The 16,603-nt window shown below is 62.7% G+C and carries 15 protein-coding genes and 1 pseudogene; 6 read left to right on the top strand and 10 right to left on the bottom strand.

Translation table 11 applies throughout. From position 1 onward, the window contains the following. The first annotated feature begins 49 nt into the window (after positions 1–49). A complete protein-coding gene (locus CH276_RS00825; RefSeq protein WP_015586100.1) occupies positions 50–1,120 on the top strand; it encodes an ATPase AAA in 1,071 nt (356 codons plus the stop codon). Then, positions 1,117–2,136, top strand: a complete 1,020-nt coding sequence (locus CH276_RS00820) for an ATP-binding protein (protein ID WP_032364995.1) — start codon at positions 1,117–1,119, stop codon at positions 2,134–2,136. The genes CH276_RS00825 and CH276_RS00820 overlap by 4 nt, the downstream gene beginning before the upstream one ends. A 78-nt stretch (positions 2,137–2,214) precedes the next feature. On the opposite strand, the gene CH276_RS00815 is transcribed toward CH276_RS00820, so the two are convergent. After that, entirely contained in the window at positions 2,215–2,736 is a 522-nt protein-coding gene (locus CH276_RS00815) for a hypothetical protein (RefSeq protein WP_015586102.1), read from the bottom strand. Positions 2,737–2,975: 239 nt separating this feature from the next. Between CH276_RS00815 and CH276_RS29225 the strand changes: the two are divergent. Beyond that, a pseudogene (locus CH276_RS29225) lies at positions 2,976–3,266 on the top strand (TetR family transcriptional regulator); the annotation flags it as partial. A 75-nt stretch (positions 3,267–3,341) separates the two neighbouring features. Continuing rightward, positions 3,342–3,677, top strand: coding sequence for a hypothetical protein (locus tag CH276_RS28805; protein ID WP_230596322.1), 336 nt, complete (start codon positions 3,342–3,344; stop codon positions 3,675–3,677). 351 nt (positions 3,678–4,028) lie between these two features. Here the strand turns inward: CH276_RS28805 and CH276_RS28800 are convergent, their stop codons facing one another. Beyond that, positions 4,029–4,394: a histone-like nucleoid-structuring protein Lsr2 gene (locus tag CH276_RS28800; RefSeq protein ID WP_015586104.1), complete on the bottom strand. Its 366-nt coding sequence runs from the start codon at positions 4,392–4,394 to the stop codon at positions 4,029–4,031. A 38-nt stretch (positions 4,395–4,432) separates the two neighbouring features. After that, positions 4,433–5,056 carry a hypothetical protein gene (locus tag CH276_RS28795; RefSeq protein WP_230591901.1) on the bottom strand — a complete coding sequence of 208 codons (624 nt, stop codon included), beginning with the start codon at positions 5,054–5,056 and terminating at the stop codon, positions 4,433–4,435. A gap of 307 nt (positions 5,057–5,363) precedes the next feature. Here CH276_RS28795 and CH276_RS28315 point away from each other — a divergent pair, with 307 nt between their 5' ends. Together CH276_RS28315 and CH276_RS00800 are read left to right on the top strand one after the other, a co-directional pair. Next, positions 5,364–5,528, top strand: a complete 165-nt coding sequence (locus tag CH276_RS28315) for a hypothetical protein (protein ID WP_155289035.1) — start codon at positions 5,364–5,366, stop codon at positions 5,526–5,528. Then, positions 5,504–6,097 (top strand): hypothetical protein, encoded by a 594-nt coding sequence (locus CH276_RS00800; protein ID WP_141214635.1) that lies wholly within the window; start codon positions 5,504–5,506, stop codon positions 6,095–6,097. The genes CH276_RS28315 and CH276_RS00800 overlap by 25 nt, the downstream gene beginning before the upstream one ends. Before the next feature lie 842 nt (positions 6,098–6,939). On the opposite strand, the gene CH276_RS00790 is transcribed toward CH276_RS00800, so the two are convergent. The 7 genes from CH276_RS00790 to CH276_RS00760 all read right to left on the bottom strand — a co-directional run bounded on the left by CH276_RS00790 (position 6,940) and on the right by CH276_RS00760 (position 16,519). Further along, on the bottom strand, positions 6,940–7,938 hold the full coding sequence (locus CH276_RS00790) for an aldo/keto reductase (protein WP_015586110.1): 999 nt from the start codon (positions 7,936–7,938) through the stop codon (positions 6,940–6,942). Continuing rightward, positions 7,935–9,596: an FAD-dependent monooxygenase gene (locus CH276_RS00785; protein ID WP_015586111.1), complete on the bottom strand. Its 1,662-nt coding sequence runs from the start codon at positions 9,594–9,596 to the stop codon at positions 7,935–7,937. The genes CH276_RS00790 and CH276_RS00785 overlap by 4 nt, the downstream gene beginning before the upstream one ends. Next, positions 9,593–11,236 carry an MFS transporter gene (locus CH276_RS00780; RefSeq protein WP_015586112.1) on the bottom strand — a complete coding sequence of 548 codons (1,644 nt, stop codon included), beginning with the start codon at positions 11,234–11,236 and terminating at the stop codon, positions 9,593–9,595. The genes CH276_RS00785 and CH276_RS00780 overlap by 4 nt, the downstream gene beginning before the upstream one ends. Next, positions 11,233–11,934 (bottom strand): HAD family hydrolase, encoded by a 702-nt coding sequence (locus CH276_RS00775; RefSeq protein WP_052047793.1) that lies wholly within the window; start codon positions 11,932–11,934, stop codon positions 11,233–11,235. The genes CH276_RS00780 and CH276_RS00775 overlap by 4 nt, the downstream gene beginning before the upstream one ends. A gap of 2 nt (positions 11,935–11,936) precedes the next feature. Then, on the bottom strand, positions 11,937–12,908 hold the full coding sequence (locus CH276_RS00770) for a ScbA/BarX family gamma-butyrolactone biosynthesis protein (RefSeq protein WP_015586114.1): 972 nt from the start codon (positions 12,906–12,908) through the stop codon (positions 11,937–11,939). 271 nt (positions 12,909–13,179) lie between these two features. After that, positions 13,180–14,262 carry an alpha/beta hydrolase gene (locus CH276_RS00765; RefSeq protein WP_015586115.1) on the bottom strand — a complete coding sequence of 361 codons (1,083 nt, stop codon included), beginning with the start codon at positions 14,260–14,262 and terminating at the stop codon, positions 13,180–13,182. A 55-nt stretch (positions 14,263–14,317) separates the two neighbouring features. Next, complete coding sequence (locus CH276_RS00760) at positions 14,318–16,519, bottom strand: MMPL family transporter (RefSeq protein ID WP_052069823.1); 2,202 nt, start codon at positions 16,517–16,519, stop codon at positions 14,318–14,320. Positions 16,520–16,603 lie beyond the last annotated feature (84 nt).

Below are 16,603 nucleotides of genomic sequence, written 5' to 3'. Positions count from 1 at the left end.
CGCCCGCAAGGTATTGCTAACGAAACTTACAGTAAGTACTGTAAGTCTCATGAAGATCAGCGCACGTCCTCTGCTCGACAATTCCGTCGACGCCGAACTGTTCGTCGGCCGGCGAGACGAACTCGCCGCGATATGGGACGGATTGAACGCTGAGCTCAACGTTCTGGTGACGGGGGACCGCGGCACAGGCCGAACGTCGCTGCTTAGACAGCTGCAGCTCGACAGCCGAGAGCCGTTCACCGGTGCCCGCCGCGAAGGCGACTTCCCGATGAGCTTCGTTCGGGTCGAGGGGATCTCGGACGGCCGTGACGTGCTCGCCCGCGTCGTAGAACAGGTCACCGGCGAACCGGCAGTCGACAGTGACGGGCCCGACGTCTTGCTGCGGCGATTGAGTGACTTTCGCCTGCAGTTCATCGACGCCACGCTTCGGAGGTGGGCAGCAGAAAGCGACGACGGCACTGCTCCGCTTGGGACGCGGCTGTATCCGGTGATCATCGTCGACGACGTCACCGCATCGGCCGGGCACGCACTGTTCGGGCGGTACCGCGATGAGGTGTGGGCGACGGGATACCTGTGGGCGGTGTCGGTGCGTGAAAGTGACCGTCAAGGTCTCCTGACTCCGCCTGCAGATGCATTCTTCGAGAAGATCGTCGACGTACCCCCGCTCTCGAGAACGGAAAGCATCAAGTTGATCACTCGCCGCGCGGGAATCGACATGGAACCGCAAGCCAGCACCCTCGCTGATGCGGTAGGGCGAAACCCCCGAGATCTGGTAAGTGCTCTGCGGGGATTCCTGCAGGACCCCGGGTCGTACGAGGACAACTACCTGGCCCTCGCCGATAGAGACAATGCGCTCTGGGCTTTGGGTCGCCCAGCGTCGATGCTGGCGGCCGAAATGAAGGTGCGGGGCCCGGTCAGCGCATCGGATGAAGACTTGCTGGCCGCGTTGGGGTGGACGCGTCCTCGTGCTGTACAAGTCTTCAAGCAACTTTACGAGAAGGGGCTGGTCCGGAGCAGCGAAGTCTCGTCAGGTCCCGGGCGGCCGCGGCGGGTGTACGAGTTGACTCCGCCGGCGGAATGGCTGCGGACCGAACACGCTGATCCGGAGGACCAGAAATGAGTGACGCCCTACTGCGTCAATTGCGGGACTCGAAGGCCTTCGACCCGTCGCCGGATCCGGATCGTATGTGGCAGGTCCATGTGCCGTTCGACGTCCTCACTGGCCCCGTGAGTGGTGACTACGAGCAGCGCTTCATGGACGCTGTTCGGCGGCGTGAGCGTGTGGCTCTGATCGGTGCCAGTGGCTCGGGTAAGTCCTCGATCACCGAGTACGTGATGGACGCTCTTCACTCCGAAAACGTTGCAGCACTGAGGATCAGGATGGGATTTCAGACCGACTCCCTCGTCTCCGATCCGGCTGAATTCCCGCGTCTGTTGGTCAACACCATCGCCAAACAGCTCGACGAGAACCGGGCAGTCCAGAAGATTGCTCGGGAAATGCGTGGAGGTTCCCCACATCGACCGGTCAAATTCTCGGTTGGTCTCCCATGGTTGGCCGGCAATCTCGCGATCGAGCTCGGCAGCGTGGTGAACGAACCATCGCAAGGTGAGGATGTCGTGGATCAGGCCATCAGGGTCCTGGAACTGATTTCGCGCAGTGGCTTGATTCCGACGCTCGTGCTCGATGACACGGACCAGTGGATACGTCGTCCAGGTATCGGCGTCGATCCGGAGCCGCGGATCGCAATGTTCTTCGGCTTGACTCTGAGGATGATCGCCGAGCGACTTCCGGCAGCATGTGTCGTCGCCGTCCATAACGACTACATCGACAGCCCCCACTACAAACAGGCTCGCGAATACCTGAACACGCGAATCACCCTGCCCGCCTTAGCTAATTCAGCCGCGCTGGGGTCGATCATCGGTAGGCGGGCCCGCCAGGCCGCGGGAAATCCGAATCTCGGCGCGGTCGACGTCATCGACGCTGACGCCCTCCAGCATCTCTTCGACCACTACGGGGCCGGTCGCAGTGTCCGCCGGGAGCTGGTCGTATTGCAGGATGCGTTGGTACGAGCGTGTTCTGCAGTAAGTGAGACCATCGCCGCAGCTCACGTCGTCGCTGCGATCGCTGCAGGCTAGGACACGACTACCGGCGTAGGTAGTTCGCAAAATGCATCGCCTGAACTGCAATTCGGGTTTACCAACCCCTTTGCAGCTTCAGTAGTAGGTGTGAAACTGCTTGGCCCTGTCCACCGCATCGAGGACCTCAGCGTCGAGGCCTTGAGCTTCTCGTTCGATCGCGTTTACCCGTCGCTTCATGCCTGCTCTGGCGAGCCACGGCGACCACATCAGTCGACTGAGCTGCGCTGCTGACAAGCGCACACATCGCCCCAGCGCAGTGTTGATTCCCCCGGCTTCTTCCTGACCGTCTTTCTGCTTTACGTCGTCGTCGCTCGTCAGGCGCGCCACAGTGGCCAGTTGGATGTACAAACGCAGTGGCCGTCGCGGAACCCGTGCAATGATCGCGGCCGTCTCAAGCTCGCGGACACTGTCCTTGAAGTGCTGAAACGACGGATCAGTGGACGACGACCCTGCCCATCGGGTGCGTTCGGTGCTCGCCAAGTGCCGGAGAACCTCGCTACGCAGTTGACGGCGTTGCTGACTGCCGATCAGGTACTGGCCCGCAAAGGATCCGATACCGAGAGCTCCGATAATCGAGGCCACACCACTGATATCCATTTCGTAACAGTATTCGGATCCAGAACTTGGGGTCGGTTGACGCAACGTGAGTGGTGAAAAAGGAGAGATTTTTCCGTACCTATTGCGCCTCACGCGGCAGCAGATGTTCCGACTCCCGAATATTTGCCGGTGCTCGAAGTGTCCACCTCCGCAGGCATAATCGTGGACTGTTGGAGCCGATCGACTTTGGAATGGCGAAATTCCTCGCCTAGGGACGGTAGTGCTTCGGTCGCCGACAGATGGTCGGATCCGCGCGTGCGAATCGGAGTAGAAGGCAGTCCTATGTGGCGATGGACCGGAGAGAGTGTGACATGACGGTTGCCGATCAGAAGGTTTCGGAGCGGGAGAATGCCGAGCATCGCGCGCGTCCTCCGCAGAAACGTGCGCAACGGACCCGTGACGCGTTGATTACCGGTGCGGCTCGAACCATCGCATGTGGGGGAAGCGGCGTCACGGTCAACGACCTGATACAGGCTGCAGGGGTGACCAAAGGGGGCATGTACTTCCACTTCCCATCGAAGGACGCTGTTGTTCATGCAGTGGTCGACCAGGCTGCTCGACAATGCGAGTTCCTCCGGGCGCATCGCCCGTCTACAGGAGACACTGTGGCCGATGTTCAGGACTTGCTCGGCGGCTACTTCACTCATGCGAAACGGTATTGGTCTCTGAGGGCAGCAGCGGTGTTGTGGACCGACCTCCACTACGAGGACGTCGCACGGGCCGCGACCTACCACCCTCTCAGGGCCGCGGTCCTGGCCCTTCTGACCAGCAACGGCAGGCTGCCGACGATATCGGTGGACACTGCCGATGCTGTCATGGCCATCGTGTGCGGCGTGACGACCACCGCCGGGCCGGGGGGCTTCGGTGACGGCGGCGATCTCGACACCGTCCTGCGGTTGACGGGGCCCGTGATCGCGGCTGCCGGTGCAGTGGCGGTATGAACAGCGGTGGCGGGGACTCCGGGAAGCCTTGATCTCCGCCGGTTACCCGCGGCCGGTAGTGGGCGACGAGCCGGGCCAGCTCACGTTGTCGTGGGGCACCGGTGTCGGCGTACGAGAGATGTGTGTGAGCCCTTCAGGGGTGGTCGCCCGGACACCGGACGCGGTCTTTGCCTTGGGCCTGTTACGTCAGTCGGCAGCAGACTGGGTATCGCCGCTGCACCCGCTGATCGCAGAGCCGATCGTGCGCACATCCGAATCGCCCTTTCGGGTAGTCGAGCCGGTGACCAACATCGTTCGGAGCGCGTCGGTGATCCGGCGTTCGATGACGTGCCAGGTGAGTTTCCTGGGCTGTCAGTGTGCGGCGTTGTACGCCTCTTCGATGTCGGTGGGGATGCGGCCTCGATCGCCGATCTCGTGACCGTTGTCCGCCGCCCACTGCCGAATTGCGCGAGTCTGCGCCGGGTCACGCTTGGCCGGTGTCCCGGCTGTCGAAGGCGTCGACGCGGTTGCGGGGAAGGGTTTACGTTTGCGTCCGCCAACCCGCGCGGCGTGCTTGATGTAGTAGTCGAGCTTTCTGTGAAACTCGCTGGCGTTCTTTGCTTTCAAGTCGATCACGTACTCGACGCCCTGGACCGCGAACTCGATCGTTTCACCGGAGTCGTCGATGACCGATCCGTCGATGTCGTCGACCAATTGAATCGTTTCTAGCTTGGCCACAGTGAAGAAACCCTCTCGCAAAAATGTATGGAAGACAGCTAAGTGAGCGTATAACGGGTCTGCGTGGTCGTGACAACTGTGGGTGCGGCGCGCGTGGTTCGGATGCAGGATCGAGAGAGTGCGATTATGGGCAGCGCTCCATTCGTGGTCGGCGATGAAGCCCAAGTTACTAGTCGGGCGATGACGTCGACGCCGTCGAATGTCTGGTTGTGCTGTTCTGACGACCGTTCGATCAGGGAAATGAGGCGGACCAGCCCTTCCGCGTATCGGGCCAGGGTCCGCGGCGAGAGGTCGTAAAATCGGTACACCCATATCGTCCCGGAAGTGGCCTCGTTGAGAACGCGCGCGGCCGTGCGCGGATCGATGACAACGCTGCCGCCTACATCAGAGGGGTCGTATTCGCCCGTGTCGGCGGGTCCTTCGACATTCTGCGCGTAGTAGCCCACAACGTTGGTCGCGTCTGTGTAGCGGTACCTCTTCGCTTTCAGTGCGCGGAGCAGGAAGCCCTCGTAGATGTAGTTGTCACCACGCTTGGTGGGGTAGACCGTGCCGTCGTTGTATCCCTGATACGCACTACGCTGATCATCAGCGACATCGACGCCGCCGAACCCCCTGATCAGGATTAACGGTCGGCATTTTATTTCGCCCATCTGAACCTCCACGAGTGTTCGTCGCAGCAGGCACATGCCCCCGCTGTAACTCGTCGTCCTTGACTCAAATCGACGGGTGGAGATACCTGAGGTGCAACCGCGAACCCGCTGAGCTGGTCGTTGCGGCCAGGCCGCTTCTGATGGTCCTCGTGTTGGGGGGCGATGTCACTGGTAGTTAGGGCTGACAACCGTTTGAACGGCAGACCCGTTGGCCTGCGGATGAGAATTCGAGCTGTTCGTGGTGTCCGGTCCTGACGCTAGTGTGCATCGACAGAGACAGCCAACAGGGGCCTTGGCCTATCGGTGGGGGTGAATGATCATGCGAGACAAGAGCGGTGGAGATGTGAACGTCGACGGAAGCGGGGACGCCGTAGGACACGTCGTGGACAGGTTCGCCGCGGTGATGACCGAATTCGACGTCGATACTGCCGGCGTGGGTGTGCCGTGTATCGATTCGGTGTGGCAGGGGGAGTTGCGGGGATGAGGGGCCGGCAGCTCGTCGTTGTTGACGTCCACACCACGGGGCCGTCGTTCGAGGCTCACGAGGCCTTCGAGCTCGCCGCGATCGACGGTGCATCCGGGAGGGTGTGGGATCTCGCGCTGCCTTTGACATCGGCACAGCTCGAACGGGCGGATTCAACATTCCTGCAGCTCAGCGGATACCACCGTCGACGGCTGGTGGAAAAGGCGCAGCATGACGCGTTGACCATTGGAACGGAGCTCGCGGCGCTCAGTGATGTGTTGGCTGGAAACACGCTCGGCGGCGCAGATCCGGAGATCCATGCGGCATTTTTGAGCAAGGTCTTTCACCGGCATGGTGTCCGGTCGCGTTGGCACCACCTGCCCGCAGATATCGCGGCGTTGACCGCCGGTGCCCATGGGATCCCCGCAACCAACATTCCGCGGCTGGAGGTGTGCTGCGAATTGTGGAATGTGCAGCTCGCGGAATTTCCTTCGGCGCTGGATCGGGCGCACGCTGTCGCCGATTGCTTCGCGGCGTTCGACCGCAGAAGCGGACGGGAATCGGTGTCGGCAACGCTCAGAGGCGAGTAGGTGTTGAAGCAGCCGCTTATTGCGCTGGGCCACACCTGAGCCCCGCAGTTCTGTCTCGGTAGTCACGCTATCGCAGGCGGCGAATCCAGACGAATGGTATTCTACGAGTTAATACTCGTATTTGATGGCAGCGGCCGTCACCGTTGGACGTGGGGATCTGATGGATCTGTTCATCGATGTCATAGCCTCAATCGCTTCCTGGTGTGCTCCGATGGTTCTGCTCGTGGCTGCCGCAATCCTCTTGGTGGAATCCGGCTTGCTCGTCGGGTTTCTCCTCCCGGGTACTGGCACGGTTCTGGCGGTCGGTGCTCTCGTGGGGCTGGGCGAACTTGATCCCGTCGTGACGGCGATCGTCCTGATCGCTTCGTCGACAGCAGGGGCTCAGCTGGCCTTTCGGTCCATCAGGCGTGGATCGTGTCGCGCTGATATCGCCGGCGCAGGCCGCTTTGCGCGCCTGATCAACAGGGTGCTTGCTCGGGCACGTCAGTTGTTTTCGGGGGATGCGCGCGTCGGGACAGTGACCACGCATTTCGTCGGAGGCGCGAGGACCTTGGGGCCACGTCTCGCTGCGGGTTCCTCGTTGTCGTTCTCGAGGTTCGCGGTGTTGAATATCGTCGCCGCAACCGTGTGGGTCACTCTTCTGTTGACCACGGGAAGCGTGTTGGGAGCCAACCCCGCGTGGATCCCCTGGGCCACTGGCGCTTTCGTCGTGGCCGTAGTTGGAGTCATCGCAATTCGGGCATTTCGGCGCAGTGACGCTCCGGTTCCCGGCGGCACAATTCCCGCCCGTCGATCTGATCGACGGGGCGGGAATGCGGCTGTGCCGTGCAGTTGTGCCCGTGTCATTCGCGGCCGGCTGATACCCAACTCATGTCGGGTGCTCGGGTTCCGGTGACGGCGTCGGCGAGGGTGTCGAGGACGGCGAGCTGGTCCGCGGTGAGTTCGATGTGCACCGAGCCCGCGTTTTCGGTGACCCGATCCGCATTCCGAGTGCCGGGTATCGGAACGACGGGCAGCGCGAACTGTGTACCTTTCACCCGTAGCCACGCCAATGCGATCTGGGCGGGCGTGGATCCGTGCTGTGACGCGATGTCTGTCAATGGGGCGAGGGCGTCGGTGTTCGTTTCGAATGCGTCGAGTTGAAAGCGGGGTAGATACCGCCGAAAGTCGTTGTCGCCGAGCTGTTCCTGTTTCACTTTTCCGGTGAGCATTCCGCGTCCCAGTGGGGAGTAGGGAACGAATCCGATGCCGAGTCGAGCTGCGGTCGGGACGATGGCGTTCTCGACGTCGCGGCTGAACAAGCTCCATTCGGACTGGACCGCGGCGAGCGGATGGGTCCGGTGCGCTCGTTCTAGTTCGGGGGCGGTTACTTCCGATACTCCGATGTGCCGGACTTTTCCGTCGGCGATGAGCTCGGCCATCGCTCCGATGGTGTCGTCGATCGGGATGTGTGGGTCGACCCGGTGAAGGTAGTAGAGGTCGACGACGTCCACGTCGAGGCGACGCAGGCTGTTGTCGATGCACTGGCGGACGTAAGCCCTGTCTCCGCGGCTTCTGCGGCCGGGTTCGGTTACGGAGGTATCGATACCGAATTTGGTGGCGACGGTGACCTCGTCGCGACGGTCGGCGAGGAGTCTGCCGATCAGTTCCTCGTTGGTCCCGAGGCCGTACACATCTGCGGTGTCGATGAAGTCGATGCCGAGGTTGACGGCGTGATGCAGGGTCTTCAGTGCTTGGTCGGGGTCGGATTCGCCGTACATCGAGGTCAATGCCATGCCGCCGAATCCGAGTGCGGATACTTCGAGGCCTGTTCCGAGGTTCACGTGTGGGAAGTCGGTCATGATGCTGTCTCCTTGGAGGCGCTCGTTTCGGGTCGACCGCGTTCGACTGCCTGTGTGTCCGCGGGTCCGGCCACTGCGGTGAGGTAGGTCCGTATGGCTGCAGGGTTCTGCAGCGAGCCGGTCATGCCCACTATGCGGTCGGGACGCACGACAGCGACACCGCCCTGTCCGAGCTCGCTCGAAACGATCTCGTGGGTGTCGATCACGGTGGGAGTTGCGCTCAGAAGTGTGGTGGGGGAGTGGACCACGACCACGACGTGCAGCCGCGACCCCCACGAGTCGAGGATGGCATGTAAGGCCCGGAGTTCGTCGATACTGGTGATGGTGGCCAGCGCCAGGACTCGTCGGTCATCGAGGAGGTCGGGCAGCAACTTGTCGACCTCTCCGTCGAACTGGACGGGATGCGGGGGCAGGAACTTGCCCGGCGAGATGGTTCGACCGCGCCCGCCCCCGCGGGCCACTGACGGGCCGTAGGCCGTATCGATCTGCGCCAGTTGAGGAACGACACGCCGGGTGAGGAGCCCTGTCGCCGAGAGGATTCCGAGGATTCGGTCGCGGATCCACCGCGAAACGGCAGCACGAGTTGTCCACAGTTTCGTCTGAAGATCGGTCATCGCGGCGACCGATTCTGCGACGGGTCGTCGTTCGAGTTCATATGTTTCGAGTAGTGCTGCATCGGCTCCGTCGACCGCTACTGCTGCAAGTTTCCACGCGAGATTCGCCGCGTCCTGTATTCCGGTGTTCATACCTTGACCTCCCGCAGGACTGTGAATATGTGCAGCGTCGCCGGCAAGGATGAATCGGCCCGACACGTAGCGCGAGGACAGTCTCCGGTGTACTCGAAAGTCGCTCTGCCAAAGCACATTACTGACCCGGAAGCGGCCGAGGCCGCGTTGGCCGAGCATGATGTTGGCGCGATCGGTGATCTGAGTCGGCGGTATGAGCGCAGGGGAAGCGGACTGACGGTGTCCGAGAAATACCCGGTGTCCACCACCTGGGAGCGGGACGACGACCGTCACCCCGTCCGGGTGGAGATGGTACTGAGCCTCCCCGACCGACCCATCGGTTTCTAGGGTGCCGTCCACCAGCAGAAAAGCGTCGTCGTAGCTGTCGCCGTCGAAGTCGATGGCCGCTGTTTTCCGCACGGTGCTGTGTGCACCGTCGGTGCCCACGATCCACTCTGCTGTTGTGGTGAAGCGGATTCCGCTCGGACCGACCAATGACGCCCTCGCCCCGTCGCTGGGCCCGGCAGGGTCCGGATCGAGGGCACCGAGGAACTTGTGCCGCCAGCGGACCGTACCTCCCAGCGCCTGGTAGAGCTCGAGGAGAGCTGCCTCGACGAGGGGCTGCGGAAGGGACAGGGGTTTGTGCAGGCCGGGCTGGTCGAGGCCGGTGAAGTCGACGTGGCCGATCTGTGACCCTTTCGACCAGTACGACGCTCGGTCGAGAGTGACGCCGGCATCGAATACCGCGGGATCGACACCGAGGATGCGCAGGCTCTCCTGGGCGGCACTCCAGAGTACGAGGGCTTTCGGTTCGGTCGAGGGCCCCGACTTGCCGTCGATAATCATGTGGTCGACGTTCCTGCGGGCGAGCTCGCAAGCAAGCGTCAGACCTGTGGGGCCCGCGCCGACGATGAGGACGGTGTGCTCGGTCATGTCCGGACTCCTGACGGGCGAGGCGGGGCGAGGCTGGATTGTTCGGCCGAGATCACGTCCTCGTATCCGGTGGACGGCGCGTCGCGGGGTAGGGGAGAGGCCGCTGCGTGCGGGTCTGCTGCCGCGGGGTCGACGAGGAAGTCCTTGCGTCTGATGAGGGTGAATGCCGCGATCGCACCGATGAGGGTGACGATTCCCGCGATCGTCGTGACCTGATGCAGCGCCGAGATGAACGCGATTTCTGCTGCCACCCCAACGTCCTGCCCGGTCTCTTGCAGCGCCGCGACGGCCCCGGAGGCCACGGCGTCGACGGTGGCGTCGAGCTGGGCCGGAGTCAGGGCGGATCCGTACGCGGTGTCGAGTTCGGATTCGATGGTGCGATGAGCCAAAGCTCCGAGTACCGCCACGCCCAATGCCGCACCGACCTGCTGGAATGTCTCGTTGATCCCAGCTCCCATCCCTGAGTCTTCGGCCCGAACGAGAGCCACTGCCGCGCTCGCACGGGGTGGATTGTGTAGTCCCATACCGAGTCCCGCGATCACAAACCCCGGTAACAACGCCGTCCAGCTGTCACCGACGTCCGCGAATCGAAACAACAGAAACCCGATTCCTGTGCACAACAGCGAGATTCCGATCAGAATCGATGTCGAGATCCGGGCGCTCAGTATTCCGCCCACGGCACCGGATATCAGCAGGACGCCGGTAAGCGGCAGGAACCTCAATCCGGTCTCGATAGCCGAGTAGCCCAGCACGCCTTGCATCCACAGCACCGAGAACAAGATGGTGGCCGTGACGGCGAAGTTGATCGCAAACGTTGCCGCGGACAGGCCGTTGAAGGAACGGTTTCCGAACAGGACCATGTCGAGCATGGGATTGCGGACGCGGCGCTCGACCACAGCGAAGCCGAGGAGGGCGAGCACACCGACCGCCAACGCTACCGCGGTACGTGGGTCGGTCCATCCCACGACGGGTGCCCGGATGATTGCAAAGATCAACGCGAACAGACCTGCGGAGAACAGTGCCAGACCGAGGGGGTCGAGACCGCGGCGCGCGGTCGATGTCTGGTGGTCCCGGACTTTCAGAGCGACGACGGCCAGAATGATCAGTCCCACAGGGATATTGAGGTAGAACACCCATCGCCAGTCCACTTCGGTGAGGATGCCTCCGATCAACGGTCCCGCAGCGATGGCGATGCCCGAGGTGGCCCCGAAGATGCCGAAGGCGGTTCCTCGTTGGCGGCCGTGGAACGTCGCTGCGATCATCGCTGGGCCGACGGCGTACATGATGGCCGCGCCGAGGCCTTGAACTCCACGTGCTGCGTTGAGCAGAGTTGCTGACCCAGCGAGACCGCAAGCCACGGACGCGAGGGTGAAGGCCAGCGCGCCGACGGCGAAGATCCGGGTGCGGCCCAGTCTGTCCGCGATCGAGCCGGCGGTGAGCAGAAACGCGGCCAGTGCCAGGGCGTAGGCGTCGATCACCCATTGCAACTGCTCGAAGCTGGCCGAGAGGTCTCGTTGTATCGCGGGCAGTGCGACGTTGACGACGGTGAGGTCCAAGAACAGCATGAATGTTCCGAGGCAGACCGCTGTCAGCGTCCACCAGCGTTCGGGGGCCGACTGCAGCGGTTCGGGGGTGCTCATGCGGACTCCTCGAGGAGCGCGTCCGCGGTGGGTTGCGCGGCCGGCTGCTGGCGTCCGAACCAGGCGTCGATTGCCTCGATGGCTCCCGCGGTGTCGGTGAAGTGATGTATCTGCATTCCGTGCGCTCGGGCGGCTTGGCAATTGCGTAGGTCGTCGTCGACGAACAGGCATCGAGCGGCAGGGACGCCGAGTCGTTCGGTCGTCCGGCGGTAGATTTCGGGTTCGGGTTTGCGGACACCTTCGTTCGCGGAGACGACCTCGACGCTGAACAGGCCTGTGGGGACGATTCCTCGCCACTCGGGTTCCCATTCTCGGACGTTGTTGGTCAACAGTCCCAGAGTTCGTCCTTCGGATTTCAGCGTGTGCAAGTAGTCGAGAAGTTCCGAGTTGGGGACCCGGCCGGAGAACCATGCCGGCCGGAACTGTGACAGGTCGATAGCGCGTCCGGTCATGGTTTCCAGTGCCGATCCGACTCGGTCGAGGAAGGCCGCTTCGGTGATTTCGCCGCGTTCGAGCGGGGCCATGATCGTTTCGTCCGGGTCATCGTGCGCGGTGAACAGGGCACCCATCAGGTCCTCCGGTTGCACGGACATGTACTCGGTGAACGCCGCGATGGTGTCGGCGATGGGGTTGGTCAGGACGCCGCCGTAGTCGACGACGAGAACGAGGGGACCGGTGTCGATACTGTTGTCGGACATCGTCATCCCACCTCGACCTGCGAGCGGACGATGACGACGTCACCCTGGACGAGTTCGAAAGATGCGACGATCCCAGTCCCGGACTCGGTGGGTGCGGTGTCGATCAAGCGGCAGTAGACAGGAAGCTCGTGTTCGGCGAAGTCGAGGAACTGGATGTCGTAGCGCACCGGGGAACCGACCGACGATTCCGGCAGTGAGTGGGTGTCGAGGACGGCGCACACCGATGCCTGCCTGCACGCTTCGGTCAAGAGCATCCCCGAGACGTGGTCGACCTTGTGATCGGAGAGCGACGGGTGGTTGTTGTCGACGACGACCTCGTACGTCGTGTCGGGGTGTTCGGTGCCGGTGGAGGCGATGACGACGTTCTTCGAGTCCCGCCGGGCAACGCGTGCAGGCGGAAGCGGAACGGCGGCAGAGGTATACGGCTGATCGGGGGTGTTCTTCGCTGCCCGCCCGGCCGCGCGCATCTCGGCGAACATCTGCTTGGGCATGAAGCTCAGGGATCCGACGAATTCGCCGACAGGCACGCCGTCGAGAACGGTCTGGTACCTACCGACTGCCCCGGTCAGGTACCCCTCGACGTGGAACCGCTTCTCGAATTCGACTCGGATGACCAACCGGCCCGGTGTTTCCCCGACCTGGAGGGCAGCGAGGTCGGTCACCGACACCGAGGCCTTGCGGAAGACGAACGCCCAGTCCTTGGGTACTCCGTAGAACTGGTGACTGATCAGGATCGAGGCCTGCCTGCATGCCTCCACGAGGATCATGGGGTCGTACCGGTCGTCGAGTCGGTCGCTGTAGAGGGCATGCCCTCGCGGTAGCTGCGCGGCGACGACGAATCGGTTCTCGCCCGTCGCAGCAGCGTCGGTGAGGAAGACCTCGCTGACAGCTGCGCGGTGGACGAGGCTTCGCGGCACAGTGCGATCGAATGTCAGTTCACTGGCGATATCGAACGGTGGTGTGGTGACAGTCATTTCTTCCCCCAGGAAGGTGGTCGCAGATTTTCTGCTTTGTGCGAAACGCACCGATCGGTACGTGGTTTCAAGTACAGCGCCACGTTTTCGATAAGTCAATTCTTTTCACGTTAATTCCAAATGTTCGGAAAGTGATTCCCGTAACAATATAATTTCAGTTCGAGCGCAGATATACCGCCAGTAATTCGAGCACTATTGTGAGCCTGTGCACACGGTTAAGTGCACAGGCTCGCAATAGTGCGTTCAGCTATTTGATGCCGATCTGATGCGGTCAGTGGGGTTGTCGGGCGTCGAGCCACTGGTCGAGCGAGTCGAAGACGATGGCGGCGTTCCGTGCGTGGCCCATGTAATGGCCTGCGTGAGGAATCGTGATCGCCTTTCTGTCCGATGTTCCGGTGAACGATGCAATATGTTCGTCACCGAATTGCACGCGTGCGTCGTCCTGTCCGTAGAGGCCGAGAACTGGAATGTCTATGCTCGACATTTTGGCCAGGTCGAGAAGAATTCCGGGGCCTTGTGAAAGCATGTCGCCGCACGGGTGTTGGTTCTGATAGGGCGCTGCTGTATCGATTACTTGTTGTTCGGTATCGGCATAGTTTCCTGTCACGAATTCAGTGGTTCCTTGGTCGTAAAAGGTGTAGCCCTTGGCGGCGGGATTGTTTTCCGATGCCGAGCCTCCGGTGAGGCAGCGTGGTGTGGCGGCGAAGAATCTGACGTAGGCCTCGGGTGTCAGTCCGCGATCGGCCCAGTCCATGACGACGAGAGCGTCGACGTCGTCGAAGGTGTAGGCCTCGATCTGGACGATCTGCCCGCCGTTCGACTGGCCGGCGAGGGTGATGTGCCCGAAGGTGGGGGCCGTTCCGGATGCATCCCATTGATAGGTGCCGGTACGCAGCGCTTGGACGATCTGATGGGCCATCGTTGCTTGGGACCCCACGCACATGGCCCCGCCTGCCGGAGCGTCGCTCGTGTCGTATCCGAGTCTGTCGATCGTCAGTGAGGTCTGTCCGCGAGCGGCCATTTCGTAGGTGTGGTGGTATCCCTCGACTGGAAGACGCCAGTACCATTCGCCGGCTGCGATGCCGTGTTCGTAGAGGGTGATGGCGTTGCCGAAACCCTCTGCGGGAGCGGTGAGATGGCCACGGATGGTGTAGGTTCCGCCGTCGGCGGTGCACGGGACGGCTGTGTCGTTGGTGTTGCGGACTGTGAAGGACACCGGTACGTCGATCACGTCCGATCGGGTCGGCTGCGCGGAGGCGATGGCCGTTCCACCGAGAAAGATGGCGGTCGACGCGACGGTTATCGCAATCGCGGCGAGGAGCCGTGAGAGGGGGTGATGGCGGCTGTCGAGCATGGGGTACTCCGATCGGGGCGGGGATGTGGTGGCTGGGAGCGTGCGAGTGCAGTGCTCATACAGGGGTTTTGGGTCTTCCAGGGTCGACTTCGGTACCAGGTGTATCGACGCGTGGAGCATCGGTGATGCCGATGAGCTGGTGCAGGCGTGCCAGTGGGCGCGGTGCCCACCAGTTCCAGCGGCCGGTCAGGGCCATGATGGAGGGGACGAGGATCGCTCGGATGACGGTGGCGTCGATCAGGACCGCCAGTGCCATGCCGATTCCGAGTTGCTGAAGGAAGGTCACCCCGGAAGTGGCGTAGGTGGCGAAGGATGCGGCCAGGATGAGAGCTGCTGCGGTGACGACGGGTGCGGAGCGTGAGATGCCATCGATGATGGATTGGCGATTGTCTCCGGTACGGTCGAATTCTTCTTTGATGCGCGAGAGCAGGAAGACTTCGTAGTCCATCGACAGGCCGTAGGCGATGCAGAACATCAGGATGGGGATGCTCGGCTCGATGGCACCGGTAGGGGTGAAACCCAGCAGCCCAGCAAGATTGCCGTTCTGAAAACCCCACACCAGGACACCGAACATGACCGTCAGTGACAGCAGATTCAGAATGGTGGCTTTGATGGGGGCGATGATCGATCCGGTCATCACGAACAGAATGGCGAAGGTGATCAGTGCAATGAGCACGGCCACGAGCGGGAGCCGGGCGGTGACGCCGTCGGTGTAGTCGTCGAGCATCGCGGGTGAGCCGCCGACGAGTACCTGGCCGGGAGGCTCCACCGACCGTACCGCGGAGACGAATCCGGCTCTGTCGTCCAGTGATTCGCGAGTCGGTACCACCGAGAGGTAGCTGCCTGCGGTGTCGGGAGTGAAACGGACGGCGCCGTTCGGTGGAGCAGTGAGCGCCCTGTCGGGTTCGACGGTGCCCAGTGCGCTGTCCACTCGTAGCACCTGGGGCAGTGCTGCGAGATCGGAGGCGTACCGAGCGAGGCCGTCCGGTGCGATGGTCGGTGCGACGAGCAGAATTGCGTCTGCATCCTCGCTGGCGTAGTCGTCGCGGATGGTGTCGTACAGGGCGCGGACCGGAACCGACTGCGGCAGGATGCGATCGTCCGGTGCGCCGAACCGAACGCCTAGTACCGGCGCTCCGAGCAGTATCAAGATCACCACACCGGCGATCGCGAACACTGCAGGTCGGCCGGTCGTGGCCACGGTGATCCGCCGCCACACGGTACTTCCGTCGGTGTCCGGTTCCTTGCGCCGTAAGGCGCGGTGCCCGAGCAGCACCAATGCGGCCGGGAGTACGACCGTAGCGGCGAGCACGGCGGTGGCGACGACGGCTATCCCGGCGTAGGCGAACGAGGCCAGGAACGGGAACGGGAAGACCAGCAGAACGGCCAGTGACGCGGCGACGGTGGCGCCGGAGAACATGATGGTGCGTCCGGCTGCCTGCGCTGCTCGCTGCACGGCCAACGTCAGGTCAGCGGTGCGGCGGGCTTCCTCTCGGAAGCGGTAGATCAGGAACAGTCCGTAATCGACGCCGAGTGCAATGCCCATCACCAGCGCGATGTTCGCCGCGAAGGTCGATACTTCGGTGAAGGCTGCCACCACGCGCATGATGGCCAGGGTGCCGACGACGGAGAACAGTCCGGTTGCGAAGACCACTGCGGCGAGACGGAGCCGCCGTAGGACGGCCCACAACAGTGCGATCACCAGCGGGGCGATGATCAGCTCTGCTCGGAGAAAGTCGGTCCTGGATTGTTCTGCGACGGAGCGGAACACCTCGTCGCTGCCGCCGAGAGCGATGTCGATGTTCGAGGTAGCCGACCGGCTGAGTGCCTCGTCGAGAGCGGGAAGGACCTGTTGCCGGATTTCGGTGGCGTCGCCCGGTGCCCACGCCTGGATCAGCGCCGAGCTGCCGTCCCCGGCGGCGAGGGTCGGAACCTCTTCGGTCCAGTAGGACCATGTGTCGTCGATGCCGGGGAAGGTGTCGACGAACTCGGTCAGACGTAACCCGTCCGCGGCGACGGCCGAGCTGTCGACGTCGCCGGTCTTCGCGGTGACGAGGATGGTGATGTTGGGTGTGCCGGTCTGAAAGGTGTCGTTGAGCAGCGCCTCGGCTGCCGCAGACGGGGCGTTGGTCGCCTCGAACCTGTTCAGGGACAGTGCATTCATCGCACCGGCAGCGACTGCTGCGAGCACGAGGAAGAGGACGCCGGCCACTACGAGGGTGAGGCCGGGTCGAGTTGTGGCGAATCGGGTGGGCATCGCGGGTCCCCCTGCTACCGTGGATACGAGCGATTGCTCGTGATTTGCGAGAATACGAGCGAAAGCTCGTCTTGTCTACCGGAA

It is taken from the genome of Rhodococcus sp. 06-470-2 (assembly GCF_002258235.1).
Classification (GTDB): Bacteria; Actinomycetota; Actinomycetes; order Mycobacteriales; family Mycobacteriaceae; genus Rhodococcoides.
Note: the sequence above shows the minus strand (reverse complement) of the source record. Positions and strands in the feature narration are given on the sequence as shown.